The following is a 25178-nucleotide window of genomic DNA, read 5'->3' as shown; positions in this document are numbered from 1 at the left end:
GGGGAGGGGGCGTGCGTCCTTCGAGACGCCACGCTTCGCATGGCTCCTCAGGATGAGGAGAGTCTTTTTGCCATAAAGATTCTCCTCATCCTGAGGAGGCCCGAAGGGCCGTCTCGAAGGACGCACGACGTCTCTGCCAGGCGCCCCTATGGCGAGCCTTCAATCGAATTCCGAGCCGTCGTCCTTGTCGCCGTCCGACAGTTCGGCGAGGACAGCGGCATTGGTCGCCGCGTTCAGGCGGGTGAGCAGGTCGCGATGCGGTTCAGGGTTCACCGCCAGGTTGACCAATTCGTCCGGATCGGCCTGGGTATCGTAGAGTTCCACGTCGTTGTCGCGGAGCAGCGCGCCGAGATCGGCCGGCGTGTTGTGCTCCTCGCCGCCGAAATAGCGGGCGAACTTGTAGCGGCCGTCGTAGAGGCCGCGGAACAGCGCCCGGCTGCGCAGCGACGGGCCCAGTTGCCCCGACAGGATGGCATCGACATAGACCTGCGGCATGCCGCCCTCGCGGAATGACGCCAGGGCCTGCTTGGCGAACGGCGGATCGGCCCAGATGCCGACGCCGAAATAGAACAGCATGCCGCGGTCGTCGCGCGCGGATTTCCCGCCAACCGTGCCGATCGCCGGCGACAGGTCGATGCCCTTGAGGTCGGGATAGCGCGAACGGCGCTCGCCGTCTTCCAGGCCGGCCATGCTCAGGATCGTGGGGGCGAGATCCAGGGCACTGCCCAGGGCCGCGGTGTCGCGCCCCGCCGCGATGTCCGGGTGATGGACGATCAGGGGCACGCGCACATTTTCCTTGTAGATGCAGGGGCCCTTCTCGCGCAGGCCATGGGCGCCGGCCATCTCGCCATGATCGGACGACAGCAACACGATCGTGTTGTCGGCGAGGCCAGCGGCGGCCAGCGCGTCCAGCACCACGCCGACATACTGGTCGACGTCGCGGATGCAGTTGAAATAGTAGTTCTGCGCGCGGGCCCAGGCCGCCTCGTCGCCGATCCGGCCGAACACGGTATTGTTGATTTCGCGGAACGCCCGGTGTGCCCAGGGCTTGGTCGACAGGTCATCCGCGTGGTGGCTGCGCGGCAGGGCGACGGCAAGATCTTCCGTATAGGGCCACAGGCCAGGGGCCTCCCGCAGCGGCTGAAGCAGGTCGGGCAGGGTCTGGGTCGCCCGCTGTTCGCCGCCGGCGTCGAAGAACATCATGTCGTGCGGGTTGACCAGGTTGACGGCCAGGAACCAGGGCTGGTCGTCGCCCAGGGACCTGGCCTTGCCGTGCAGCCACTGCACGGCCTCGCCGGCAATCTCGCGGTCGTGGATGAAACCGTCCCAGACCCCGCCCAGGCGGTCGCCCATCACCGAATAGTCGGAGAAGCCGAACGGCTCCAGGGCATCGGTCTTGGTCGGGTAGGCGAACAGTTGCGTATCGAGGATGACGTAGAGCGGTGAGAGGTGCCACTTGCCCTTATAGGCGGTGTAGTAACCCTGTTCGCGCAGCATGGTGCCGATGGTGCTGATCGAGGTGTCGAGTTCCGCCGGCAGGGTCGTGCCGGGATTGCCCAGCACGCGGGTGTATTTGGTATGGCGCCCGGTATAGATGACCGAGCGCGAGGGCGAACAGGGCGCGGTGGTGACATGGTAATTGGTGAAGTTCACCGACCGCGCGCGCAGCCGCTCGTGATGGGGCAGCGACAGGGTCGCCGGCAGGTCGACATCGGCGCGCTCCTGATCGGTCAGGATCATCAGGATGTTGTGCCGCCGGCCCCGATGGATCGCCGGCGCGGGCGCAGCGGCGGTTTTGCCCCGCGCCACCTCCTCGCGGCAGCCGGCCAGTCCGGCCAGGGCGCTGGCACCCAGCAGGAATTCCTTGCGGGTAAGGCCACGCGGCTTGTCGCCGTTGCCGCCGCCAAAGCCGGTGTCCGCCATCAAGCATTCCTATTCTTATCGTCTAAATATTACTCCCATAGAATATAATTAACTGCAAGGGGTGGTGCTGGCCTTCACCGATAGCGCGCGATGCCTAAGTCGCTGGTGTCGATGTCCGGCGTCTTGCCCGAGATCAGATCGGCGAGCACCCGGCCGGAACCGCAGGCCATGGTCCAGCCCAGGGTGCCGTGGCCGGTGTTGAGGTGTAGGTTGCGATACCTGGTGGCGCCGATGACCGGGGTGCCGTCGGGCGTCATCGGGCGCAGGCCGCACCAGAAACTGGCCTGGGCGAAATCGCCGCCCTGGGGGAACAGGTCGCTGGCGGAATGAACCAGGGTGGCCTGCCTGGCGTTGCGCAGGGCGAGGTCATAGCCGCTGAGTTCCGCCGTGCCGCCGACGCGGATGCGCTCGCCCAGCCGGGTGATCGCCACCTTGTAGGTTTCGTCCATCACGGTCGACACGGGCGCGGCGGCGGCCTGCGTGACGGGCAGGGTGATCGAATAGCCCTTCACCGGATAGACCGGCAGCGACAGCCCGATCGGCTTGAGCAGCAGCGGCGAATAGCTGCCCAGGGCCACGACGTAGGCGTCCGCGGTAACCGGCCCGCCGGCGGTTGCGATCGCGGCGATGCGGTCCCCCTCGGTCGTGAGGCCCTGGATGTCGACACCGTAGCGGAAGGTGACACCCAGCGCGGCGGCGAGGCCGGCCAGGCGGGTCGTGAACATCTGGCAATCGCCGGTCTCGTCGCCCGGCAGCCTGAGGCCGCCGCGGATCTTCTCGCGGACGGCGGCCAGGGCCGGTTCGGCAACGGTGCAGCCGGCCGGATCGAGCACCTCGAAGGGCACGCCGTAGTCCTTCAGCACGGCAATATCGCCCGCCGCCCCGTCGACCTGGGCCTGGGTGCGGAACAACTGCAAGGTGCCCTGGGTGCGCTCGTCATAGGCGATGCCGGTTTCGGCGCGGAGCGCCCGTAGGACGTCACGGCTGTATTCGGCCAGCCTAACCATGCGGCTCTTGTTGAGGGCATAGCGGGCGCTGGTGCAGTTGCGCAGCATCTGTGCAATCCAGATCCACATGGCCGGGCTCAGCTTGGGCCGCACCACCAGGGGACCGTGCCGCATCGTCACCCATTTCACCGCCTTGAGCGGCACGCCCGGCCCGGCCCAGGGCGAGGCGTAACCAGGCGAGACTTCGCCGGCATTGGCAAAGCTGGTCTCCAGGGCAGGCCCCGGCTGGCGGTCCACCACCACCACCTCATGGCCGGCCTCGGCGAGATAATAGGCCGAGGTGACGCCGATCACGCCGCTTCCCAGGATGGCAATCTTCACGACATGGCTCTCCGTTGTCTGGCGCCCTCAACCATAGACGCGGCGAGAGCGTTGTCCCAGGCCGCTGACATCGCCGGAAAACCGTTCAGGGAGACGCGCGCTCAGAGCGGGCGCACCAGGGCGACCTTGAAGGCGTGGAATTCGCCGTCGTCTTCGCGGATCGACACATATTCGCCGGGAACGAAGCGTTCGTCGTTGAAGCGGAAGCCCGCCTCGTCGTCGGCGCTGCCCGGGCCGTAGTCGATATACCACTGGCCGCCCGGCCGCCGCGCCAGCTTGCCGACGGCATCGTCCCGGTCGGGACGGAAGCGCCTGACGTGGCACAGGTGGGGATCGGCACGCCAGGCGACCGGGTCGAGATGGCCGTCGAGGGTGAGCGGGGCGACGATGTCGTAGCCGTGATGGCTGTCGCCGTCGGGATGGCCCGATTCGCGGGCCAGTTCCAGGTGGAGGTGGTGGAACCCTTCGGGCAGGGTGGTCATGGCGTGATATCCCAACTGTCGCTTGTGCTCGGGGTCAGTGGCTGAACAGGCAGCAGACCGGGCTGTGGCCCAGCATCTCGCGCGTCGCCCCGCCGAAGACCCATTCGCGCATGCGGGCGTGGCCATAGCCGCCCATGACGACCAGGCCGGCGCGCTCCCGCCCGGCAAAGGCGATCAGGCGATCGGCCACGGACCCGGCCTGCGCCGGCAGGACCACGGGGTCGGCATTGACGCCGTGACGACCAAGGAACGCCGCCACATCGCCCAGCCGGCGCTGGGACTGCTCGATCTCGTCGTCTTCGCAGATCTCCGCCACGGTGACTTTCGCGGCGATCTGCAATAGCGGCAGGGCATCGACGACGGCCCGGCGCGCCTCCCGGCTTTCCTTCCAGGCGATCAGCACCCCCGAGGGGGCCGTGTCGGGCGCTGCCGCCGGCGGCACGACGAGAACCGGCCGGCCGGCATTCATGATCAGATCGCCCGGCTCCAGGGCCTGGCGGTGCCCGTCCTGCGGGCGGTCGCGGCCGACGATGATCAGGTCGGCGGCGCGGCTCTCGTGGGCGAGCACGGGGGTGGGGAGGCGGAGGGCGCTGCGCCATTCGGTCCGGCATTTGTGCGCGGCGGCCGCGGTGTTGAAGATCTCCTCGGCCTGCTTGATGCAGGCCTCGGCTCGGTCATGCTCCTGCTGCAGGAAATCGATGACCATGCCGCCCGTGGTATAGGGATCGGTCAGCGGCATTTTCATCGGGCAGGCGGCCACGCCGATCAGGGCGGCGTCGAAGCGATCGGCAAGCGTGCAGGCGAATTCGACACGGGCGGCCGCGTCAGGGCCTTCATCCACGTGTACCATCAGCGTCTTGTAAGCCATCGCGTTCACCCTGGCAGCGCTCGTCTAGGATTCATTGACTCAACAATGCCCGGCTGGTGCGGCGGCGTGTTGATGCAGGTCAAGGGCCGGGGCGAATGGGCGACCCATGGTGATCTCGAGGCGCTTGCCCGACGGAGACGGATCATGCCGATCGACAATCAGGACGAGGCCATCGAGTTCGTGCAGTCGCCAGGTGTCGTCGGCGCCGGTGCTGCCGACCAGCGCATGGTCGTCACCCTGATCTCGGTCGTCGTGCTGGCCGGCACGCGCGCCTTCAAGCTCAAGCGCGCGGTGACGCTGCCCTATCTCGACTTCTCGACGCCCGAGCGCCGGCTCGCCGCCTGCAAACAGGAGCTTGCGCTGAACGCGCGCACCGCCCCGGGCTTTACTGCGGGGTTCACCGGATCACGCGTGAGCGAAACGGAAAACTCGCCCTGGACGGCGAGGGGGCGCTGGTCGATGCCGTGCTGGAGATGGCGCGCTTCGAGCAGAGCGGGCTGTTCGACCAGATGGCCCGGGCCGGCAAACTGACGGCCCCGCTGATGACCAGGCTGGCCCGGCGGATCGCCGCTTTCCACGCCAGCGCCACCGTCGATCACGGCGGCGGCGGGGCGGCACGCATGGCGACCGTGCTCGATCTCAACCGGCGTTCGCTGCAACTGGCCGGGGTGTTCTCGGCGGCCGAGCGCGAGCGCCTCGCAACGGCGCTGCAGGCGGCCCTCGACGCCCACGCGGCCCTCCTCGACGCCCGCGCCGGGGCGGGCCTGGTGCGGCGCTGCCATGGCGACCTGCACCTGCGCAACATCTGCCTCATCGACGACGAGCCGACCCTGTTCGACTGCCTGGAATTCGACGAGGCGCTGGCCACCGTCGACGTGCTCTACGACCTGGCCTTCCTGCTCATGGACCTGTGGCACCGTGGCTTGGGCGACCTCGCCAACATCGTCTTCAATCGCTATCTCGACCAGGTCGACGACCAGGAGGGGCTGGCCCTGCTGCCCTTCTTCATGGCGGTCCGGGCGGCGATCCGCGCCCAGGTAGCGGCCGGGCAGGTGGCGGAGAACGACGACGAGGCCACCGGCCTGGCGGCGGAAGCACGGGCCTATTTCGCCCTGGCGCTCGACCTGCTCGAACCGCGTCCGGCCCGGCTTGTCGCGGTCGGCGGCCTGTCGGGTTCGGGCAAGTCGACGGTGGCGGCGGCGATCGCGCCCGGAATCGGCCCGGCACCGGGCGCGCGCATCCTCTCGAGCGACCGCATCCGCAAACACCTGTTCGGTGTCTCGCCCGAGACCCGGCTGCCGGCGGAAGCCTACCGGCCGGAAGTCTCGGTCACCGTCTATGGCGCCATCGGCGAGGCCGCGGCGGCGGTCCTGCATCAGGGGCACGGCGCCGTCGCCGACGCCGTGTTCGAGCACCTGGCGGAGCGGACCAGCATCGCCAGGGTCGCCGCCGATGCAGCCGTTGCGTTCGACGGCCTGTGGCTCGACGCCCAGCCGGAGGTACTGGTCCAACGGGTGAGCACCCGCAGGGGCGACCCGTCGGATGCCACGCCTGAGGTCATCATGGAGCAGCTTCGCCGGTCGCCGGCGGCGATCGACTGGCCCCGGGTCAAGACCGATGCCGACCGCGAGGCGGTCTGTGCCACGGTTCGCCGGGTCATCTGCCAACCGGGCCCGGCAACGCCGGGTTGATCTCGGTCAAGGCGCCTGTCGGCCATGCGCCTAGCCTGCCCTCACTCGAAACGAGGAGTAGGCGTCATGGCGAAAACGATGCGGGCCGCGGTGGTGACGGCCCTGGGCAAGCCCCTGGTGATCGAGCAGGTGCCGATCCCGGTGCCAGGCCCCGGCGAAGTGCTGGTCAAGGTGATGGCCTGCGGCGTCTGTCATACCGACCTGCATGCCGCCGAGGGCGACTGGCCGGTGAAACCCACCCCGCCCTTCATTCCCGGCCACGAGGTCGCGGGCATCGTCGCGGCGCTGGGGCCCGATGTGACCGGGCTGAAGCTGGGCGATGCGGTGGGCGTGGCCTGGTTGCACGACGCTTGCCTGGCTTGCGAATACTGCGAAACCGGCTGGGAGACGCTGTGCGAGCATCAGCACAACACCGGCTATAGCTGCAACGGCGGCTTTGCCGAATATGTCATCGCCTCGGCCGCCTTCGCTGCCCGCCTGCCCGCCGGCATCGACTTTGCCCAGATCGCGCCGATCCTGTGCGCCGGCGTCACCACCTACAAAGGCTTGAAGGAGACCGAGGCGCGTCCCGGCGAATGGGTGGCCATTTCGGGCGTCGGCGGCCTGGGCCACATTGCCATTCAGTATGCCAAGGCGATGGGGCTGCATGTCGCGGCCCTCGACATCGCGCCCGAGAAACTGGCCCTGGCGCGGGCGGCCGGCGCCGATATCGCCATCGATGCCCGTTCGCCCGAGGCCGTGGCCGAGGTCCTGGCCGCGACGGGCGGCGGTGCCCAGGGCGTGCTGGTGACGGCGGTTTCGCCGCCGGCCTTCGCCCAGGCGCTGAAGCTTGTCCGGCGCAAGGGCACGGTCAGCCTGGTGGGCCTGCCGCCGGGCGATTTCCCGACCCCGATCTTCGAGGTAGTGCTGAAGCGCATTACCGTGCGCGGCTCGATCGTCGGCACCCGCCGCGACCTGGACGAGGCCATCGCCTTCGTGGCCGACGGCAAGGTGCGGGCCGAGATCCACAAGGCACCGCTCGAGGACATCAACGCCATCTTCGCCAGGCTCAAGGCAGGGGCGATCGAGGGCCGCATGGTCCTCGACTTCGCCGAACCGGTGGCTGGCCGGGCGCCTGCGGCGGCGCTTGAGTCCGCCTAGAGGCGCGTAACCACCCGCATGGCTGCCGTGAGTCACAAGATGATCTGCATCAAAGTGGCCGCGGCTGGAGAGCGCTAGCTAGTCGGGTCGCCGGCCACCACACGCCGGCGACCCGATCTCGTGCCGTTGGAGTAAGCCGTTGCGCCGTCGCCCCATCTCATTTCTTGTCGCGGCTTTTCTGGCCCTTGCCGGTCAGGCCGCGGCGGCGGATCAGGATAGCCTGGGCGACCGGCTGAACACGCTGTGGGACAGACTGGGTGGCGACAAGCTGCCGGCGGACATTGCCACGGCCAACGGGCGCATCGAGGCGGAGCAGGTGCTGGTCGCCACCAAACTCGCCGGCCGGGTGATCGAGGTTCTGGTCGACGAGGGCCAGACGGTCGAGGCGGGGGCCGTGGTGGCCCGCATGGAGGTGAGCGACCTGCAGGCGCAGCTCGCCGGCGCGCAGGCGCAGGTTCGCCGTGCCGAAAACATGATCGCCGAGGCCCAGGCGGCGATCACCCAGCGCGACAGCGAACGCACCCTCGCCCAGCAGGAATTTCAGCGCGCCGCCTCCCTGTTCGCGCGGGGTTACGGCACGCAGCAGCAGGTCGATATGCGGCGCAGCCAGCTCAACGTCGCGCAAGCCGCGCGCAGCGCCGCTGTCGCCGGCCTCGATGCGGCGCAGGCCACGGCGGACGCGGCGCGCGCCGATGTCGCGCGCATCCACTCGCTGCTCGACGATGCGGTGCTGACGGCGCCGCGGCGCGGCCGGGTCGAATACAAGCTGGTGCAGGCCGGCGAGGTGGCGGCGGCGGGGGCGCCCATCGTGACCCTGCTCGACCTGTCCGACGTTTATATGACGATCTTCGTGCCGGCCCGCGTCGCCGGCCGGATCGCCATGGGGGACGAGGCGCGGATCATCCTGGATCCGGCGCCCGAATATGTGGTGCCTGCCACCGTCTCGTTCGTCGCCGCCGAGGCGCAGTTCACGCCCAAGTCCGTCGAAACCGCCGACGAGCGCGAAAAGCTGATGTTCCGCGTCAAGTTGCGCATCGCGCCGGCTTTGCTGAAGCAATTCGAGGCCCGGGTAAAGGCGGGGGTGCGCGGCGTTGCCTATGTCCGGACCAGCGCCACAACGGCCTGGCCTGATGAACTGGCTGTGAAGTTGCCGCAATGACCGGGTCGCTGTCCGGCTCGACGGCGTCGCCCATCGCTATGGCCCGGTGACGGCACTCGACGCGGTCGGGCTCGCCATTCCGGCCGGCTGCATGGCCGGCCTCATCGGCCCCGACGGTGTCGGCAAATCGACCCTCTTGTCGATCGTCGCCGGTGTAACCAAGGTGCAGCACGGCGCGGTCACGGTGCTGGATGGCGACATCCGCCGCCGCCGGGCGCGCCGCGCGGTCGGCGCCCGCATCGCCTATATGCCGCAGGGCCTGGGCCGCAATCTGTACCCGACGTTGAGCGTCACGGAAAACCTCGATTTCTTCGGCCGCCTGTTCGGCCAAGGGGGCGCCGAGCGCCGGGCGCGCATCGGCGAGCTGCTGGCCGCCACCGGCCTCGAGCCGTTCCGGGATCGGCCGGCCGGCAAGCTCTCGGGCGGCATGAAGCAGAAATTGGGCATCTGCGCCGCCCTGATCCACGATCCCGACCTCCTGATCCTCGACGAGCCGACGACCGGCATCGATCCTTTGTCGCGGCGGCAGTTCTGGGACCTGATCGCCCATATGCGCGCACGCCGGCCCGGCATGACCGTGCTCGTCGCCACGGCCTATATGGAGGAGGCGGAGAGCTTCGACTGGCTGGCCGCCATGCATGGCGGGCGGATCATCGCCACCGGCAGCCCCGACGACTTGAAGCGCACCGCCGGCGAGGCGACCTTGGAGCGGACCTTCGTCGCCCTTCTGCCCCAGGACCTGCGCACCGCGGACACCGGGGTGACGATAGTTCCAAGGGTTCCGGACGGCGGCGTGCCGGCGATCGAGGCGGAAGGTCTGACGCGGCGCTTCGGCGCCTTCACCGCCGTGGATCATGTCAGCTTCAGCATCGGCAAGGGGGAGATCTTCGGCTTCCTGGGGTCGAACGGCAGCGGCAAGAGCACTACCATGAAGATGCTGACCGGCCTGTTGCCGGCCAGCGAAGGGACCGCGCGCCTGTTCGGCCAGCCGCTCGACGCGCGCGACATGGCCACCCGCCGGCGGGTCGGCTACATGTCGCAGGCCTTCTCGCTCTACAACGAATTGACGGTGCGGCAGAACCTGGTGCTGCACGCGCAGTTGTTCCAATTGCCGGCAGACGGGATCGCCGCGCGGGTGGCGGAAATGCTGGCCCGCTTCGACCTGGCCGAGGTCGCCGACGGGCGGCCCGAGAGCCTGCCCCTGGGGATCCGCCAGCGCTTGCAGCTCGCCGTTGCGGTCATCCATCGCCCCGAGGTGCTGATCCTGGACGAGCCGACCTCAGGCGTCGACCCGGTCGCCCGCGACAATTTCTGGCGCTCCCTGATCGAGCTGTCGCGCGAGGAGGGGGTGACCATCTTCCTCTCGACCCATTTCATGAACGAAGCGGAACGCTGCGATCGCCTCTCGCTGATGCACGAGGGCAGGGTGCTGGCGGTCGGCAGCCCGGCCGAACTGAAGGCGGCGCGCGGCAGGGACAGCCTGGAAGAGGTCTTCATCGGCGTGCTGGAGGAGGCCGGCATGGGCCGCGACGGCGAGCCGCCGCCGCCCGCCGCCTATGCCAAGGGCGCGGCGCGGCCGTGGCGGATCGATCCGCGCCGCCTGTGGGCCTATGCCTCGCGCGAAACGCTGGAGATCCTGCGTGATCCCGCACGTCTCGCCTTCGCCCTGCTCGGGCCGGCCCTGCTGCTGCTGACCTTCGGCTACGGCATTTCCTTCGACGTCGAACACCTGACCTTCGCCGCCTTCGACCAGGATCAATCGGCACAGAGCCGGCAGTTGCTGGAGAGTTTCCAGGGCTCGCGCTATTTCGACGAACAGCCGGCGATCACCTCGACGCAAGAGCTCGAGACCCGCCTGAAAAGCGGCGAGTTGAAGCTGGCGATCGAAATCCCCCCTGGTTTCGGCAAGGACCTGCTGCGCGGCTTGCAGCCCGAAGTCGGGGTCTGGCTGGACGGCGCCATGCCGTTCCGGGCCGAGACCACGCGCGGCTATGTCACCGGCCTGGCGCAGGCCTATCTGGCCGACGAGGTGGTGCGGCGCACCGGCACCGAGGCGACAGCCTCCCCGGTCGGCATCGAGACGCGCTTTCGCTACAACCAGGCCTTCAAGAGCACGAATGCCATCGTTCCCAGCGTGATCATGCTGATGCTGGTCCTCATCCCCGCGATCATGACCGCGCTGGGTGTCGTCAAGGAAAAGGAAACCGGCTCGATCGCCAATTTCCAGTCGACCCCGGTGACCAAGGTCGAGTTCCTGCTGGGCAAGCAACTGCCCTATGTCGCCATCGCCTTCGTCAGTTTCCTCACGCTGGTGCTGCTCACCCTGTTCGTCTTCGGCGTGCCGCTCAAGGGCTCGTTCGTGACCTTGGCGGTGGCGTCGCTCGCCTATGTCTTTGCGACCACCGGCTTTGGCCTGTTCGTGTCGAGCTTCGTGCGCAGCCAGGTCGCGGCGATCTTTGCCACCGCCATCATCGTGATCATTCCGGCGGTGAATTTCTCGGGTCTCATGGTGCCCGTGTCCTCGCTTCTGGGCGGGGGACGCCTGATGGGCCTGGCCTTCCCCGCCGCCTGGTACCAGCCGGTCGCCGTGGGGGTCTTCGCCAAGGGGCTGGGGTTTGCCGAGCTGTGGCCCAATATCGCCGTGATCGCCCTGTTCGGCATCGGCTTCATCGCGGCGGCCGTGCTCGCCCTGCGCAAGCAGGGGGCGTGAGATGCGCGCCCGGCTGCTCAGGATCCTGCGCCTCGGCATCAAGGAACTACACAGCTTGCGGGCTGATCCGGTCCTTGTCGTGCTGATCGTCTACACCTTCACCGTGGCCATCTACACGGTGGCGACAGGAGCGAAGTTCGAGGTCGAGAATGCCGCTGTCGCCGTGGTGGACGAGGATCACTCGATGCTCTCCATGCGGCTGCGCGATGCCCTGCTGCAGCCCTTCTTCAAGGAACCCGTGGTCATTGCGGCCCCGGATATCGACAAGGGCATGGCCTCGGGCCGCTTCGTCTTCGTGCTGGAGATCCCGCCCCGGTTCGAACAGGACGTGATGGCGGGCCGCCATCCTTCGCTCCAGCTCGATATCGATGCCACCGCCATGTCCCAGGCCGGCAACGGCGCCGCCTATATCCAGAGCATCGTCTTGGGCGAGGTGGCCGCCGCCGCCCCCGGCACGGCACAGGCCCAGCCGATCAACCTGGTGGTGCGGGCCAAATTCAACCCGAACCTGAAATCGGCCTGGTTCACGGCTGTCATGCAGATCATCAACAACATCACCATGCTGGCGGTGATCCTGGCCGGGGCGGCGCTGATCCGCGAGCGCGAGCACGGCACCATCGAGCATCTGCTGGTCATGCCGGTGCGACCGCTCGAGATCATGCTGGCCAAGATCTGGGCCAACGGCCTGGTCATCGTCGCGGCGGCGACCTTCTCCCTGCTGGTGGTGGTCGAGTGGCTGCTGGCGGTGCCGGTGGCCGGTTCGCTCGGCCTGTTCGTCGGCGCCTGCCTGATCTACCAGTTTTCGGTCACCGCCCTGGGCATCCTGGTCGCCACCTACTCGACCTCCATGGCCCAGTTCGGCCTGATCGTCCTGCCCATGCTGATCGCGATGAACCTGTTGTCGGGCAGCACCACGCCGATGGAAAGCATGCCCGGCTGGCTTCAGGATGTAATGCAGATCGCCCCGTCGACCCACTTCGTCGCCCTGTCCCAGGCGATCCTCTACCGCGGCGCGGATGCAGGGCTCATCTGGCCGCAGTTGCTGGCCCTGGTCGCCATCGGCGGGGCGTTCCTGGCCCTGGCGGCCCTGCGCTTCCGCAAGGCCCTGCTCAGCGCGCAATAAGCGCCGACTTGATCCGGGTCAAGGCGGCCCGGCGCCAATGCCCCCCCAATGCGATCAATAGCGTCAAACGCAAAGAAGGAGACCAGCATGGCGACCACGGATTTCCGCGCCGCGACCCTGATCAACATCGCGGTGGTGGTCCCGGTCCTGGTCGCCCTCCTGAACTGGCCGCTGCTCGCAGCCGAGATCCCGCACGTCGCGGCGGGCAACGGCACCATGCCGAAATTCTTCGGCCGGGAAAGCGCGCGCGGCGTGCCGGCGGCATCGATCGTCTTCGATCAGGCCGAGAACCGCATGCATACGATCAAGGCCATTCTCGTCGCCACGATAGGGGGCTGAGATGCGGATCGTGGCGGCACTCGGCGGCAATGCCCTCCTGCGGCGGGGCGAGCCGCTGACGGCGCAGAACCAGCGCGCCAGTATCCGGCGCGCTGCCGCGGCCCTGGCGCAACTGGTCGAGGCCGGCCACTCGCTGATCATCACCCACGGCAACGGTCCGCAGGTCGGCCTGCTGGCCTTGCAGGCAGCGGCCGGGCCGGCGGACGGCGCCTATCCGCTCGACGTGCTGGGGGCCGAAAGCGAGGGCATGATCGGCTACCTGATCGAGCAGGAGTTGAGCGCGCTGCTGCGGACCAGGCTTGTCGCCACGCTCCTGACCCAGGTGAAGGTCGCGACCGACGACCCGGCCTTCGCCCGCCCGACCAAGCCCATCGGGCCGGTCTATGACGAGGCGACGGCGCACCGGCTGGCCCGGGAACGGGGCTGGCACGTCGCCCCCGACGGCAAGGCCTGGCGGCGCGTCGTGCCGTCGCCCAGGCCGATCGCCATCATGGAGGCGCAGGTCATCGCCTTGCTGGTCAAATTCGATGTCGTCGTCATCTGCACCGGCGGGGGCGGCATCCCGGTGGCCGAGCAACTGGGCGGCAGTCTTTGCGGCGTCGAGGCGGTGATCGACAAGGATCACGCCAGCGCCCTGCTGGCCCGGCAATTGGATGCCGACCTGCTGCTGCTGCTGACCGATGTCGAGGCGGTCTTCCAGGATTTCGGCACGCCGGCCGCACGGCCGATCAGGCGGGCGAACCCCTCGACCCTCGCGGCCGGGGCTTTCCCCGAAGGCTCCATGGGGCTGAAGATCGCCGCCGCCGCCGCCTTTGCGGCGGAAACCGGCCGCAGCGCCGCCATCGGCCGGCTCGAGGATGCCCTGGCGATTGCCTGCGGCGAACAGGGTACGTGGATTGCCGGCAGCGAAAATGATGCCTTGGTGACGCCGATCCCGGGCCGGCTTGAGCCAGATCATGGTGGCGCCATGTGGGCACCCCTAAAATGAGGGGCGAGGAGTTGCACAATGCCCTACACCTACCAGGTCGGTCCGCTGACCGCCGAGCAAGTCGATCCCGCCTATTGCGTCGCCAGGCTGTTCGCGGGCGCGCTTTCGCTCGAGCAATGGCGGTCGTTCTGCCGGGCTGTGCTCGAGCGCGAAGGGCAGCAGGGCGAGCACGATCAAATTCATGTCGCGACGAATGCCAGGGGCTATATCCACGGGTTGTGTATCGGCTCCGCCACGATGCATCCCCGCCGCGGCCGCATGCTTGATGTCTGGTTCTTTGCCGTGATGAGCGTCGGCGACGAGGCCGGCCTCGCCGGCGAGATGGTGCAATATCTGCGGGCGGTGGCCAAAGCCGGTGCCTTTGATGGCCTGCGCATCCAGACCTTCGGGCAGGCCGCCTTGAGCCGGCATCTGGACCTGTACGAAAGCGAGCACCCGGACGACGGACTGCCCATGGTATTGGAGCCCCATGCCTTCATCCCCGGCAGTTTGGCGCCTCAACCCATGGATTTGCCGGTGAAGACATAGCCGATACCCCGGACCGACTTGATCAAGGCCGGGCTCTTGGGGTCGGCTTCGATTTTCTTGCGCAATCGTGCGATCTGCGCGTCGATCGTGCGGTCGAACGCTTCGTGCGCCCGGCCGCGCGTTAGATCCATCAGCGCTTCCCGGGTGAATACCCGCCCCGGGTGTCTCGCCAGCACCACCAGGATGTCGAACTCCCCCGTGGTGAGCGTGATTTCCCGGTCCTGGGCCGACACGAGCTGGCGCCGGTCGAGATCGAGCCGCCAGCCGTCGAAATGGAAGACTTCGGTCTTGTCCCGCTTGCTCTCGGGAGCGGCCGCGGTGCGCCGCCGCAGGACGGTCCGCAGCCGGGCCAGGACTTCGCGCAGGTGGAAGGGCTTGGCGATGTAGTCGTCGGCCCCGACCTCGAGGCCGACGATCCGGTCGACGACGTCGTCGCGCCCGGTGAGCATGATGATCGGCACGTCCGATTGGGCCCGAATTTCACGCGCCAGGCCCAGGCCGTCGTCGCCGCCGGGCAGGACGAGGTCCAGCAGGATGATGTCGACGGCACCTTTCAGCAGGCACGCGCGCATCTCATGGCCGTCGGCCGCCGTGCTGACGCGGTAGCCTTCGTCTTCGAAGTAGCGCACGAGCATTTGTCGGATCCGCGGGTCGTCGTCGACGACCAGGATGTGCTCGGTGCGGATGGCGGGGTCGGGCATGATCAGGCCCAGGCGAGAAGGGGTGTCAAGATGGCCCTGTTACACTCTGTTACACAATTGCACCGACGGTAACACGCAGATCGTTCTGCCGTCACGCGGCCCGGTTCAACTCCCAATGTCCGACGCAGACATAGTCCGACGCAGACACAGGGAAGTCCCATGTACGCCGAAAACTCGCTCTCGCAGGCCCGCGCCGCCACCAAGCCCTTCACCGGCGAACAGCCGGCAGCGGCGAGCCTCGAGGGGCTGTTCAGCAACCAGCCGGTGGAACGGATCGAGACCGGTGCCGCGATCTTCTGGGAAGGCGATGCCGCGGACCATGTCTTCGCCGTCGTCGAAGGCGTCCTGCGCATCCACAAGCTGCTGCCGGACGGCCGCCGGGTCATCACCGGCTTCATCTACCCGGGCGACCTGGTCGGCATCTCGCTGCGGGACCGCTACCTCTATACCGCCGAGGCGGTGACCCCGACCCGGTTCCGCCGCTTCGGCCGCAACCGCTTCCAGGAGGAAATCAACAAGTCGCCCGAACTGCGCCCGCAGCTTTTCGCGCGGCTGTGCGACGAGATGGCGGCGGCCCAGGACCAGATGGTCCTGCTGGCCCGCAAGAGCGCGGAGGAGCGGGTCGCCAGCTTCCTGCTGATCATCGCCAACCGCCTGGCGGGCGACCAGCGCAGCCCGGTGATCGACGTTCCCATGACCAGGCTCGACATGGCCGACTACCTGGGCCTGACCATCGAAACGGTCTCCCGCACCATGACCAAGCTCGCCAGCCGCGGCGTCATCGCGCCCTGCGGCCGCCATGCCGTCACCATTCGCAAGCTGGAAATGCTTGCGCTGCTTGCGGGCGAGAGCGATGAGGACGATAACCGCTGGACCAGCAACACCTATACGCAGCAGGCGGTGTGGCCGCACTGACGCGTAGCGAGGCCTGTCCAAGTTGATTGATGCAATCGAGCTCCAGGTCACCGACGACAGCCGCCTCGACGAAATCGTTCGCGTCCTCGATGGCACCAACATCATCGTGCATGACGATGGTGGGGTGATCAGCCGCTGGACCGCCGGTTGCGAGCAGCTCTACGGCTGGACCCGCGACGAGGCGGTGGGGCGCAAGGTCCACGACCTGCTAGGCACGATCTTCCCCGAGCCGCAGGAGGCGATCAAGCAGCGGCTGCGCCAGTACGGGGCCTGGGAAGGCGAGCTCGTGCACCGCCACCGCGACGGCCATCAGCTTTGGATCGCCAGCCGCTGGGTCACGCTTTCGACCGGAGACCAGACGGGGCTCTCGGTCCTGCAGACCAACAACGACATCAGCGACCTGAAAGGCGCTCAGACCGATCTCGCCGAGCGTCAGGCCCATCTGGTGTCGATTCTCGACACGGTGCCCGAGGCCATGGTCGTGATCGACGATGCCGGCATCATCACCTCCTTCAGTTCCGCCGCCGAGCGGTTGTTCGGCTACGGCGCGGACGAGGTCTGCGGCGAGAATGTCCGTATGTTGATGCCCTCACCCGATCGCGAGGCGCATGACGGCTATATCGGGCGGTATCTGACAACCGGGGAGCGGCGCATCATCGGCTATGGCCGGGTCGTCACCGGCCTGCGCAAGGACGGCACAAACTTTCCCATGGAACTGGCGATCGGCGAGGCGGTCAGCGGCGGCCGGCGCATCTTCACCGGTTTCATCCGCGACTTGACCAGCCGCCACCGCATGGAAGAGGAATTGCGCCAGGCCCAGAAGATGGAGGCGGTCGGCCAGCTCACCGGCGGCATCGCCCATGATTTCAACAACCTGCTGACCGTCATCAGCGGCAATCTCGAGATGATCGAGGCGCGTCTCGACAACGAGAAGCTGCTCGTCCTGCTGCGTGAGGCGCAGGATGCGGCCGACGACGGCGCCAAGCTGACCGGCCAGTTGCTGGCCTTCGGCCGGCGCCAGCCGCTGAATCCCAAGCTGGCCGACGTGGGCCAGCTCGTCTCGAATTTCGCCGACCTGCTGCGCCGGACGCTGGGCGAGACGATCGAACTGCGCACCATTGTGACCGGCGCCTCGAACCAGGCCCTGGTCGATGCCTCGCAGCTCCAGAACGCCTTGCTCAATCTCGCCCTGAATGCCCGCGATGCCATGCCGCGCGGCGGTAAGCTGACGGTGGAGATTTCGCGCGCCCGGCTCGACCTCGACTACGCGCAGATGTATCCCCAGGTTCGCACCGGCACCTATGTCCTGGTCGCGGTGACCGACACCGGTGCGGGCATGACCGACGAGGTCAAGCAGCGGGCCTTCGAACCCTTCTTCACCACTAAGTCCGTGGGCGCCGGGACCGGCCTGGGCTTGAGCATGGTCTATGGCTTTGCCAAGCAATCCGGCGGCCATGTCCAGATCTACAGCGAGGTCGGCCGGGGTACCAGCGTGCGGCTGTTCCTGCCGGTGGCCGGCGCCGATGCCGAAGACGCGGCCGCGTCCGGCCAGGGCCATCAGGGTTCGGGCGGGATACAGCGCGGCCACGAATGCATCCTGGTGGTGGAGGACGACGCGCGGGTGCGCCGCGTCGCGGTCGCCCGGCTGAAGGACGCGGGCTACAACGTGATCGAGGCGGCCGCGGGGATGGAGGCGCTGGCCGCCATCGAGGCGCACCCCGAAATCCGCCTGCTGTTCACCGATATCGTCATGCCCGGCGGCATGGCCGGCGACGAACTGGCCAGGGAGGTCCGCATCATCCGTCCGGACGTGAAGATCCTGTTCACCTCGGGCTATGCCGAGCCCAGCGTCGCGGGCCGGGAACTGGCGGAAGCCGGCAGCTGGCTCAAGAAGCCCTACACCGCCAAGGAACTGGCGGCACGGCTGCGCGAACTGCTCGACTGACGCCGGCGGCGTGCAAACGCATGTGACAAGTACCGTTATAACCCCCTCCGCCCGCTTGCGGGGGAGGGGCCGGGGAGGTGGGCCGGGCCGCTTGGAGATGGCGGTGTTTTGGCCCCGCGACCTCCTCACCCAACCCTCTCCTCCCGTGGAGGAGAGGGCTTTGCACCCTGCCGGTCATCGCTGCAGGACATAGGTGCCGGGGGCGTCGGCCAGCACCGGACAGCCTTTGGCCGCGTTGCCCATGGGCGGGGGGGCTACCTGCGCGGCGGGCGAACGCGCCGCCAGCCAGGCTGCCCAGGCCGGCCACCAGGAACCCTGATGAACGGGGGCGGCCGCGACCCATTCGTCCGGGCTGTGGCACAGGTCGTCGGCCAGCTTTTCCAGCATCCTGTAGTGGCGGTGGGGTGTCCGGGTTCGCTGACGATACCGGCATTGTGGCCGCCGCTGGTGAGGACGAACGTAACCGCGGTATCTGCCAGGTAATGGAGCTTGTAGACCGAGCGCCAGGGGGCCACGTGGTCGCGCTCGGTTCCCACGGCGAACATGGGCGCGCGGATGTTCTGGATCGCGATCGGCTGCCCCTCGACCAGATAGCGGCCGCTGGCCAGGTCGTTGTGCAGGAAGAGCTGGCGCAGATAGTCGGACTGCATCCGGTAGGGCAGCCGCGTCGCATCGGCATTCCAGGCCATGAGGTCGGACATCGGCGTGCGCTCGCCCATCAGATAGTCGTGAACCACGCGGGACCAGATCAGGTCGTTCGAGCGCAGCATCTGGAAGGCGCCGGCCATCTGTGTCGCCTCGAGGGTGCCATTCGCCCACATCGCGCTTTCGAGGTAGGCGACCTGACTGTCGTCGATGAAGAGCTGCAGTTCGCCCGGCTCGGTGAAGTCGGTCTGGGCGGCGAACAGCGTGACCGAGGCCAGCCGGTCGTCGCCCGCTTCCGCCATCGCTGCGGCCGCGATCGACAGCAGCGTGCCGCCCAGGCAATAGCCGGCGGCGTGAACCTTGCTGCCGGGCACGATCCTGCGGATCGCCGCCAACGCCGCCATGACGCCGAGGCGGCGATAGTCCTCGAGCGAGATGTCCCGGTCCTCGGGCGTCACGTTGCGCCAGGAAATGCAGAACACCGTGTAGCCTTGGCCAACCAGGAAGCGGACCAGCGAATTCTCGGGCGACAGGTCGAGGATGTAATATTTCATGATCCAGGCCGGCACGATCAGGATCGGCTCGGCATGGACGCTCGGGGTTGCGGGCTGGTACTGGATCAGTTCGATCAGCCGGTTGCGGAACACGACCTTGCCCGGTGTCGCCGCGACGGTGGCGCCGACCTGGAAAGCCTCGGTCCCGACCGCTGGCCGGCCGGTGATCTGGCGGCTCACATCCTCGGCCCAGTTCCGGTTGCCTTGCAGCAGGTTGCCGCCGCGGGTGGCGGCGGTCTGCTTGAGGATTTTCGGGTTCGCCCAGGGCAGGTTGGCCGGCGATACCATGTCCAGCCACTGGCGCAGCGCGAAGGCGACCACATCCTGGTGATGCGGCGACACGCCCGGCACGTCGGTGGTGGCATTGTGCCACCACTGCTGGGTCAGCAGGAAGGCCTGGTACCAAAGGCGGAACGGCATGGCCTGCCAGGCTTCGTCGCCAAAGCGCTCGTCGCCCGGCAGCGGCTCGATGCAGGAGGGGGCGCCGGGATCGGCGGCGCCGCTCTGGAGATGGGTCAGGAACCGGGCGTATTTGCGCCAGCCCTTGACCACCAGTTCCGCCTGCTTGCCCGGCGCCGCGGCCAGGTGAAGGGCCCAGTCGGCGAAGGCCAGGCCCAGGGCGGCGGGCGACAGGCCCGCGGTCATCTTGGCGGCAAGGGCGCCGGTCAGGCGATCAATGGCGCGAAAACGCTCGCCCGACTCTGTGGTATCCGGCGGTGCCGAGGCGAGAAAGGCTTTCGGGGTGGGCTGGTCCATTGCTCGGCTCCTCTACGCAACTGCGCCGGAATTTAGGTGCTGGCGCGAAAGTCGTGTTGACCAGGATCAACGTGGCGCGCGCACGGCCATGCGAAAGATCGAGCCACACCAGTCGGCGATTGAACGGGGGCCGTATGCCGTCATCCGATTCTCGCAGTGACCGTAACATGGGGAGGCGATCATGATTGTTGAACAGGTGATGACAACGCCGGTGTTCAGCGTGAAGCCGTCGATGCCGGTCAGCGAGGTCGTCAAGCTGATGCTCGAGCGGCATTTCAGCGGCCTGCCCGTGGTCGCCGAAGACGGCACGCTGGTGGGCGTGGTCAGCGAGGGGGACTTCCTGCGCCGGGCCGAACTCCAGACCGAGCGCAAGCGCTCGTGGTTCCTCGAATTCCTCGCCAGCCCCGGCAAGATCGCCGACGAATATGTCCACAGCCATGCCCGCAAGGTCGAGGCGGTGATGACGACCAATGTCGTGACCATCGGCCCGGACGCACCGCTGCGCGAGGCGATCGACCTCATGAGCCGGCGCCGGGTCAAGCGCCTGCCGGTCGTGCGCGACGGCAAGGTCGTGGGCATCGTCACCCGTGTCGACGTGCTGCGCGCCCTGGCCGGTGCCATGCCGGCGCAGGCTGCCGACGATATCGACGACGCGCATATCCAGGGCGCGATCATGGCGGAACTCGCCGGGCAACCCTGGGGTGTCAAAGGCACGATCAAGGTGCGGGTGACCGATGGCGTGGCCACCCTGGGCGGGACGATCTTCGACGAGCGCGAGCGGCTTGCCGTCCAGGTCGCGGCCGAGAATGTGCCGGGGGTGAAGTCGGTGATCGATGAACTCGTCCTGATCGAGCCGATCTCCGGCGTCACCATTTTCCCCCGGGCAACGACACGCCCCCGCAGAGGTCGTCCTCGGGCAGTTGACCATGAGGGCCATGGTCCTTCGCGCCAGCGGGCAGCCGCTGGTGGCCGAGACCCGGCCGGATCCCGAACCGGGGCGAGGCGAGATCCGGGTGCGGGTCGAGGCCTGCGCCGTGTGCCGGACCGATCTGCACGTCGTCGACGGCGAGCTGCCCGATGTCCGGCTACCGGTCGTCCCCGGGCATGAGATCGTCGGCATCGTCGATCGGCTGGGGGCGGGGGTCGCCGTGCCGGCCCTGGGTACCAGGGTCGGCATTCCCTGGCTGGGCCACACCTGCGGTCACTGCCCCTATTGTGCCGACGGGCACGAGAATCTTTGCGACGAGCCGGTCTTCACCGGTTGCACGCGCGACGGCGGCTATGCCACCCATGTGGTGGCGGATGCCGCCTATGCCTTCGCCCTGGACGGCTTTGCCGATCCTGTCGCCGCCGCTCCCTTGATGTGCGCGGGGCTGATCGGCTGGCGCTCGCTCTCCATGGCCGGGGAAGGGCGCCGGATCGGCCTGTTCGGCTTTGGCGCCGCCGCCCATATCCTGACCCAGGTCTGCCGCTGGCAGGGGCGCGAGGTCTACGCCTTCACCCGGCCGGGCGACCTGCCGGCGCAGCACATGGCCTTGTCGCTGGGCGCCAAATGGGCCGGCAGCGCGCAGGAGTCGCCGCCCGACCTGCTCGACGCCGCGATCGTCTTCGCGCCGGTCGGCGCCCTGGTGCCGGATGCCCTGTGCGCCGTGCGCAAGGGCGGCCGCGTCGTCTGCGGCGGCATCCACATGAGCGATATCCCGCAGTTCCCTTACCGGCTGCTGTGGGAGGAGCGGCAGATCGTCTCCGTGGCCAATCTGACGCGGCGGGACGCGACCGAGTTCCTGGCGGTGGCGCGCGCGGCCGGCGTGACGACCACGACCACGGTCTACCCGCTGGAACAGGCCAACCAGGCGCTGGCCGATCTCCGGCACGGGCGGTTCCAGGGAGCGGCGGTCCTGGTGCCCTGATCGGCCCCTATTGGCGCAGCTTGGCCGCCATCCCCGTCGCCTTGGCCGTCTCCAGCAGCAACAGCACGGCCAGTGCCGCGGCGAAAGCCATGCCGATGTCGCCGAGGCCGAGCGGGCCAAAGTGAAACAACACAGCTACCTGCGGCACCCCCAGGACCAGGATCAGCATCGCCCCGGCGATGGCCATGACCGTCGACAGCGCGGCATTGGGCCGCGTCAGGGCCGTCAGCAGGGACGAGCTGAACGACCGGTCGACGATGATCAAGGCCACATTCGCCAGCACCAGGGTCAGGAACGTCCGGCTGCGCATCTCGTCGAGGGACAGTCCGGCCTCGAGCGACAGCAGATAGACCGCGGCCGTGGCCAGCAGCGCCGTCGCCCCCTGGACCAGGCTCCAGATCATCAAGGTGCCGGTGAGCAGGGCATCAGTCGCCTTGCGCGGCGGGCGGCGCATCAGGTCGGGTTCCGCCGGCTCCGCCTCGAAGGCGATCGAACACACCGGGTCGATGACCATCTCGAGGAAGGCGATGTGCAGCGGCCCCAGCAGGGGCGGCAGGCCCAGCAGCAGCGGCAGGAAGGCGAGGCCCGCGATCGGCACATGGATCGACATGACGAAGCCCATGGCCTTGCGCAGGTTGTCGAAGGTCCGGCGGCCCAGGCGAATGGTGCGGACGATGGAGCCGAAATCATCGTCGAGCAGCACCATGGCCGCCGCCTCGCGGGCGACATCGGTGCCGCGCCCGCCCATGGCGATGCCGATATGGGCGGCCTTCAGGGCCGGCGCATCGTTCACGCCGTCGCCGGTCATGGCGACGATGGCGCCCTTTTCCTTGAGCACCTCGACCAGGCGCAGCTTCTGTTCCGGGCGGATGCGGGCAAACACCGCGGCATCGGCCGCGCAGGCGGCGAAGGCCGCTGGGCCGAGATCGGCCAGTTCGCCGCCGGTAACCACCGGCGTTGCCGCCAGGCCGGCCTCGCCGGCGATGGCGGCGGCGGTGGCGGGATGATCGCCCGTGACCATGACGATGCGAATCCCCGCCGCGCGGCACTCGGCGACGGCGGCGCGCACACCCGGCCGCAGCGGATCGGCGAGGCCGACCAGGCCGCGGAAGTGCAGTGGCTGATCCTCCAGGCGATCGCCGGCGCCCGCTTCGAGCAGGCCGTCGGCCAGCCCCAGCACGCGCAGGCCGCGGCCGGCCATCTCATTTGCCGCCGCGAGGACCTGCCCGGCTTCCGGCGGCGGCAGCCGGCACAGGCGAACGATGGCCTCGGGCGCGCCCTTTGCCGCCAGCCGCTGGCGCTCGGCGGTGCCATTGCCCCAGGCCCGCGCCATGGCCGGCAGGTCGTCCCGCAAGCCGAATTCCCGGGCCGGGGCCGGTGGCCAGCCGGCGTCGGTCTGGCCGGCCGCCAGCTCGTGCAGGGCCCGTTCCATCGGATCGAAGGTCTGGTCGCGGCTGGCATGGCGGGCAATCGCCGCCAGGGCCGCGGCCCGTTCGGTCAGCGGCCCGCCATCGGCCGGCAGGGGCAGGGCGAGACCTGAGGCATCATGCAGTTCCACCACCGACATGCGGTTCTGGGTCAGCGTGCCGGTCTTGTCGGTACACAGCACGGTGGCGGCGCCCAGGGCCTCGATCGCCGCGGCGCGCCGGGTCAGGACCCGGGCCTTGCCGATGCGGATGGCGCCCATCACGGTGAAGACCGTGAGGATCAAGGGAAATTCCTCGGGCAGCATCGACATGGCCAGCGCAATGCCGCCCAGGGCGGCGGCCGGCCAGTCGTGGCCCGTCAGGCCGTACAGGACCGTGGCGAGGAGGCTGACCACGCCGGCCACGATCGCGAAGACGCGGACCAGGCGGCGGGTCTGGGCGCGCAGGCGCGGCGGTTCGCGTTCGATCCTGTGCAGGCTCTGGCCGATACGGCCCAGTTCCGTGCGCCGGCCAGTGGCAAGCACCAGGGCACGGCCCTGCCCCCGCACCACCAGCGTGCCCGAGAACAAGGTACCGGTATCGTCCGTGCCGGCGCGGGCAGGCGCGATATCTGCAATCTCGGTGGTCTCCGCCGCGACTTTGCAAACGGGAACCGATTCGCCGGTCAGGAGCGATTCGTCGATCTCCAGGCCCGTCGCGGCGACCAGCACCCCGTCGGCGGGAACCCGGTCGCCCTCGCCCACCAGGATGATATCGCCCCGCACCACCTCGCGGCCGGGAATCCGCTTCGTCTTGCCCTCGCGCACGACCATGGCGCGCGGGCTGGAGAGGTCGCGCAGGGCATCCAGGGCATGCTCGGTGCGCAGTTCCTGGACGACGGCGATCAGGACCGACAAGGTCGCAAAGCCGAACAAGACCGAGGCTTCCAGCGCGTCGCCGAGAAAGAAGTAGAGCAGGCCCGCCGCCAGCAGCAAGGCGAACATCGGCTCGCAGACGGTATCGGCGATGATCCGCAATGGCGCCCGGTGCTCGCCGCTGGGCAGTTCGTTAGCGCCGTCCCGGCGCAGGCGGGCGGCGGCTTCCCGCTCGGTCAGGCCGGTGTCGAGGGCGGGCGGCATCGCCAGGGTGGGCCGGCGTTTGGGCGACGGCCCGGCCGACTTGGTGAACGGCAGGCTAGACATGACGATGCGCTCGCTCGGTACGGCGATGGCGGGGTGCCATGGCGACATGCTTCAGCATTTCGGCACAGGCGAGATAGGCAAGGCTGACACCGGCGATGGCCAGCAGGATGACCGGCGGCAGGGCGACGAAGCCGACGACGGCCCCCAGCGGGGTCAGCGCCAGCAGCAAGGCCACGGCCAGCACCCCGAGGTCCGACGCCAGCAGGATGACATCCGCCGCCGCGAGCAGCAGGATGGCGACCAACGGCTCAGCCAGTCGCTTGCCGAGCTTGGCGATCAGGCCGCGCCGCAGGCCGACCACGGCGAGGTTGGGACCGTCCTGGGCCAGGTGCGCCGCCGCTTGCGCCGTGCTCAGGCCCGGGGGCGATCGCCTGCGGGCTCGCCGCCGGCGGATCCGTATCGGGCCTGGGTGCTCTGCATGTCGCAAACCACGCGTCCTCGCTATAATCTTACAGGTGGCAACCAGGGCCCAATGCCGGTGCCTGTCGATCATCGGCTGTTTTGGACGGAATGGTCTTGACCTTGGTCAAGGGCCGGCCACCCGGCAGATCACATCTCGGTGTCGTTGCCGGGCTGGTCGTGCGGGGCCGTGTCGCGCATTTTCAGGGCGACGGCAATGGCTGCAGACAGGAGGCAGAGGCCGAGGAGCAGCCCGGCCTGCGTCGGATCGCCGAAGGCGAAGTGGAGCAGGCTGGCGGCGAACAGCAGGGCGAAGGCGGGTTCGCGCAGGGTTGCGACGATCGCCTGCCACGGCGAGCGGCGCCTGGCCTTTGGCGCGAGGGGCGGGCTTGCGGGCGGTGAGCGTGTGGGGGCGGCAGGCTCCTGCCGCTCGGCAACGGGTGGGCAGCAAAACATGGCGCGCTTC

At 68.5% G+C, this 25178-nt stretch carries 20 protein-coding genes and 2 pseudogenes; 13 read left to right on the top strand and 9 right to left on the bottom strand.

Annotation, left to right across the window (positions count from 1 at the left end):
- Positions 1-159: 159 nt before the first annotated feature.
- From D3874_RS18800 to D3874_RS18785, 4 genes are all read right to left on the bottom strand, one after another.
- Positions 160-1923 (bottom strand): sulfatase-like hydrolase/transferase, encoded by a 1764-nt coding sequence (locus D3874_RS18800; protein WP_119779617.1) that lies wholly within the window; start codon positions 1921-1923, stop codon positions 160-162.
- A gap of 74 nt (positions 1924-1997) precedes the next feature.
- A complete protein-coding gene (locus tag D3874_RS18795; protein WP_119779614.1) occupies positions 1998-3251 on the bottom strand; it encodes a D-amino acid dehydrogenase in 1254 nt (417 codons plus the stop codon).
- A gap of 101 nt (positions 3252-3352) precedes the next feature.
- A complete protein-coding gene (locus D3874_RS18790) occupies positions 3353-3733 on the bottom strand; it encodes a hypothetical protein (RefSeq protein ID WP_119779612.1) in 381 nt (126 codons plus the stop codon).
- Positions 3734-3767: 34 nt separating this feature from the next.
- Entirely contained in the window at positions 3768-4583 is an 816-nt protein-coding gene (locus D3874_RS18785; RefSeq protein WP_158596105.1) for a universal stress protein, read from the bottom strand.
- A 162-nt stretch (positions 4584-4745) separates the two neighbouring features.
- Here D3874_RS18785 and D3874_RS18780 point away from each other — a divergent pair, with 162 nt between their 5' ends.
- The 9 genes and pseudogenes from D3874_RS18780 to D3874_RS18740 all read left to right on the top strand — a co-directional run bounded on the left by D3874_RS18780 (position 4746) and on the right by D3874_RS18740 (position 14279).
- Complete coding sequence (locus D3874_RS18780) at positions 4746-5132, top strand: hypothetical protein (protein WP_147385724.1); 387 nt, start codon at positions 4746-4748, stop codon at positions 5130-5132.
- Complete coding sequence (locus tag D3874_RS18775) at positions 5075-6292, top strand: bifunctional aminoglycoside phosphotransferase/ATP-binding protein (RefSeq protein WP_119779604.1); 1218 nt, start codon at positions 5075-5077, stop codon at positions 6290-6292. The genes D3874_RS18780 and D3874_RS18775 overlap by 58 nt, the downstream gene beginning before the upstream one ends.
- A gap of 66 nt (positions 6293-6358) precedes the next feature.
- Positions 6359-7432, top strand: a complete 1074-nt coding sequence (gene adhP / locus D3874_RS18770) for an alcohol dehydrogenase AdhP (RefSeq protein ID WP_119779601.1) — start codon at positions 6359-6361, stop codon at positions 7430-7432.
- Positions 7433-7571: 139 nt separating this feature from the next.
- Positions 7572-8591: an HlyD family secretion protein gene (locus D3874_RS18765; RefSeq protein ID WP_119779600.1), complete on the top strand. Its 1020-nt coding sequence runs from the start codon at positions 7572-7574 to the stop codon at positions 8589-8591.
- A 10-nt stretch (positions 8592-8601) separates the two neighbouring features.
- Positions 8602-11301: pseudogene (gene rbbA / locus D3874_RS18760) on the top strand (ribosome-associated ATPase/putative transporter RbbA); the annotation flags it as partial.
- Position 11302: 1 nt separating this feature from the next.
- Complete coding sequence (locus D3874_RS18755) at positions 11303-12424, top strand: ABC transporter permease (protein ID WP_119779596.1); 1122 nt, start codon at positions 11303-11305, stop codon at positions 12422-12424.
- Between the two features lie 87 nt (positions 12425-12511).
- Complete coding sequence (locus tag D3874_RS29455) at positions 12512-12763, top strand: hypothetical protein (protein WP_199699343.1); 252 nt, start codon at positions 12512-12514, stop codon at positions 12761-12763.
- A gap of 1 nt (position 12764) precedes the next feature.
- The gene (gene arcC / locus D3874_RS18745; protein WP_119779593.1) at positions 12765-13751 is read left to right on the top strand and encodes a carbamate kinase; all 987 of its coding nucleotides are present in this window, start codon (positions 12765-12767) and stop codon (positions 13749-13751) included.
- 18 nt (positions 13752-13769) lie between these two features.
- Positions 13770-14279 (top strand): hypothetical protein, encoded by a 510-nt coding sequence (locus D3874_RS18740; protein ID WP_119779591.1) that lies wholly within the window; start codon positions 13770-13772, stop codon positions 14277-14279.
- On the opposite strand, the gene D3874_RS18735 is transcribed toward D3874_RS18740, so the two are convergent.
- Complete coding sequence (locus tag D3874_RS18735; RefSeq protein ID WP_119779589.1) at positions 14249-14980, bottom strand: response regulator; 732 nt, start codon at positions 14978-14980, stop codon at positions 14249-14251. The genes D3874_RS18740 and D3874_RS18735 overlap by 31 nt on opposite strands.
- A 159-nt stretch (positions 14981-15139) precedes the next feature.
- On the opposite strand from D3874_RS18735, the gene D3874_RS18730 reads away from it, so the two are divergent.
- Both D3874_RS18730 and D3874_RS18725 read left to right on the top strand, forming a co-directional pair.
- A complete protein-coding gene (locus D3874_RS18730; protein ID WP_199699143.1) occupies positions 15140-15895 on the top strand; it encodes a helix-turn-helix domain-containing protein in 756 nt (251 codons plus the stop codon).
- A 22-nt stretch (positions 15896-15917) separates the two neighbouring features.
- The gene (locus tag D3874_RS18725) at positions 15918-17840 is read left to right on the top strand and encodes a hybrid sensor histidine kinase/response regulator (RefSeq protein ID WP_199699142.1); all 1923 of its coding nucleotides are present in this window, start codon (positions 15918-15920) and stop codon (positions 17838-17840) included.
- Positions 17841-18094: 254 nt separating this feature from the next.
- Here the strand turns inward: D3874_RS18725 and D3874_RS18720 are convergent, their stop codons facing one another.
- Positions 18095-19795: a PHA/PHB synthase family protein gene (locus tag D3874_RS18720; protein ID WP_233560024.1), complete on the bottom strand. Its 1701-nt coding sequence runs from the start codon at positions 19793-19795 to the stop codon at positions 18095-18097.
- 181 nt (positions 19796-19976) lie between these two features.
- Between D3874_RS18720 and D3874_RS30600 the strand changes: the two are divergent.
- Positions 19977-20630, top strand: a pseudogene (locus tag D3874_RS30600) (CBS domain-containing protein); the annotation flags it as partial.
- A 91-nt stretch (positions 20631-20721) separates the two neighbouring features.
- On the top strand, positions 20722-21705 hold the full coding sequence (locus D3874_RS30595) for a zinc-dependent alcohol dehydrogenase family protein (RefSeq protein WP_119779587.1): 984 nt from the start codon (positions 20722-20724) through the stop codon (positions 21703-21705).
- A 7-nt stretch (positions 21706-21712) separates the two neighbouring features.
- On the opposite strand, the gene D3874_RS18705 is transcribed toward D3874_RS30595, so the two are convergent.
- The 3 genes from D3874_RS18705 to D3874_RS18695 form a co-directional block, all read right to left on the bottom strand.
- A complete protein-coding gene (locus D3874_RS18705; protein ID WP_233560023.1) occupies positions 21713-24313 on the bottom strand; it encodes a cation-translocating P-type ATPase in 2601 nt (866 codons plus the stop codon).
- On the bottom strand, positions 24306-24740 hold the full coding sequence (locus D3874_RS18700; protein ID WP_199699140.1) for a cation-transporting P-type ATPase: 435 nt from the start codon (positions 24738-24740) through the stop codon (positions 24306-24308). Before D3874_RS18700 ends, D3874_RS18705 begins: the two co-directional genes overlap by 8 nt.
- 122 nt (positions 24741-24862) lie before the next feature.
- Complete coding sequence (locus tag D3874_RS18695; RefSeq protein ID WP_119779581.1) at positions 24863-25168, bottom strand: hypothetical protein; 306 nt, start codon at positions 25166-25168, stop codon at positions 24863-24865.
- Positions 25169-25178 lie beyond the last annotated feature (10 nt).

Source organism: Oleomonas cavernae (assembly GCF_003590945.1).
Taxonomy (GTDB): domain Bacteria; phylum Pseudomonadota; class Alphaproteobacteria; order Zavarziniales; family Zavarziniaceae; genus Zavarzinia; species Zavarzinia cavernae.
This window is presented reverse-complemented; position numbering and strand designations above follow the sequence as displayed.

Coding starts and splice junctions, on each gene's coding strand:
- D3874_RS18800 (WP_119779617.1), bottom strand. CDS start 1,923: ATGGCGGACACCGGCTTTGGCGGCGGCAACGGCGACAAGCCGCGTGGC.
- D3874_RS18790 (WP_119779612.1), bottom strand. CDS start 3,733: ATGACCACCCTGCCCGAAGGGTTCCACCACCTCCACCTGGAACTGGCC.
- D3874_RS18785 (WP_158596105.1), bottom strand. CDS start 4,583: ATGGTACACGTGGATGAAGGCCCTGACGCGGCCGCCCGTGTCGAATTC.
- D3874_RS18780 (WP_147385724.1), top strand. CDS start 4,746: ATGCCGATCGACAATCAGGACGAGGCCATCGAGTTCGTGCAGTCGCCA.
- D3874_RS18775 (WP_119779604.1), top strand. CDS start 5,075: ATGGCGCGCTTCGAGCAGAGCGGGCTGTTCGACCAGATGGCCCGGGCC.
- adhP (WP_119779601.1), top strand. CDS start 6,359: ATGGCGAAAACGATGCGGGCCGCGGTGGTGACGGCCCTGGGCAAGCCC.
- D3874_RS18755 (WP_119779596.1), top strand. CDS start 11,303: ATGCGCGCCCGGCTGCTCAGGATCCTGCGCCTCGGCATCAAGGAACTA.
- D3874_RS29455 (WP_199699343.1), top strand. CDS start 12,512: ATGGCGACCACGGATTTCCGCGCCGCGACCCTGATCAACATCGCGGTG.
- arcC (WP_119779593.1), top strand. CDS start 12,765: ATGCGGATCGTGGCGGCACTCGGCGGCAATGCCCTCCTGCGGCGGGGC.
- D3874_RS18740 (WP_119779591.1), top strand. CDS start 13,770: ATGCCCTACACCTACCAGGTCGGTCCGCTGACCGCCGAGCAAGTCGAT.
- D3874_RS18735 (WP_119779589.1), bottom strand. CDS start 14,980: ATGCCCGACCCCGCCATCCGCACCGAGCACATCCTGGTCGTCGACGAC.
- D3874_RS18730 (WP_199699143.1), top strand. CDS start 15,140: ATGTACGCCGAAAACTCGCTCTCGCAGGCCCGCGCCGCCACCAAGCCC.
- D3874_RS18720 (WP_233560024.1), bottom strand. CDS start 19,795: ATGGACCAGCCCACCCCGAAAGCCTTTCTCGCCTCGGCACCGCCGGAT.
- D3874_RS30595 (WP_119779587.1), top strand. CDS start 20,722: ATGAGGGCCATGGTCCTTCGCGCCAGCGGGCAGCCGCTGGTGGCCGAG.
- D3874_RS18705 (WP_233560023.1), bottom strand. CDS start 24,313: ATGTCTAGCCTGCCGTTCACCAAGTCGGCCGGGCCGTCGCCCAAACGC.
- D3874_RS18695 (WP_119779581.1), bottom strand. CDS start 25,168: ATGTTTTGCTGCCCACCCGTTGCCGAGCGGCAGGAGCCTGCCGCCCCC.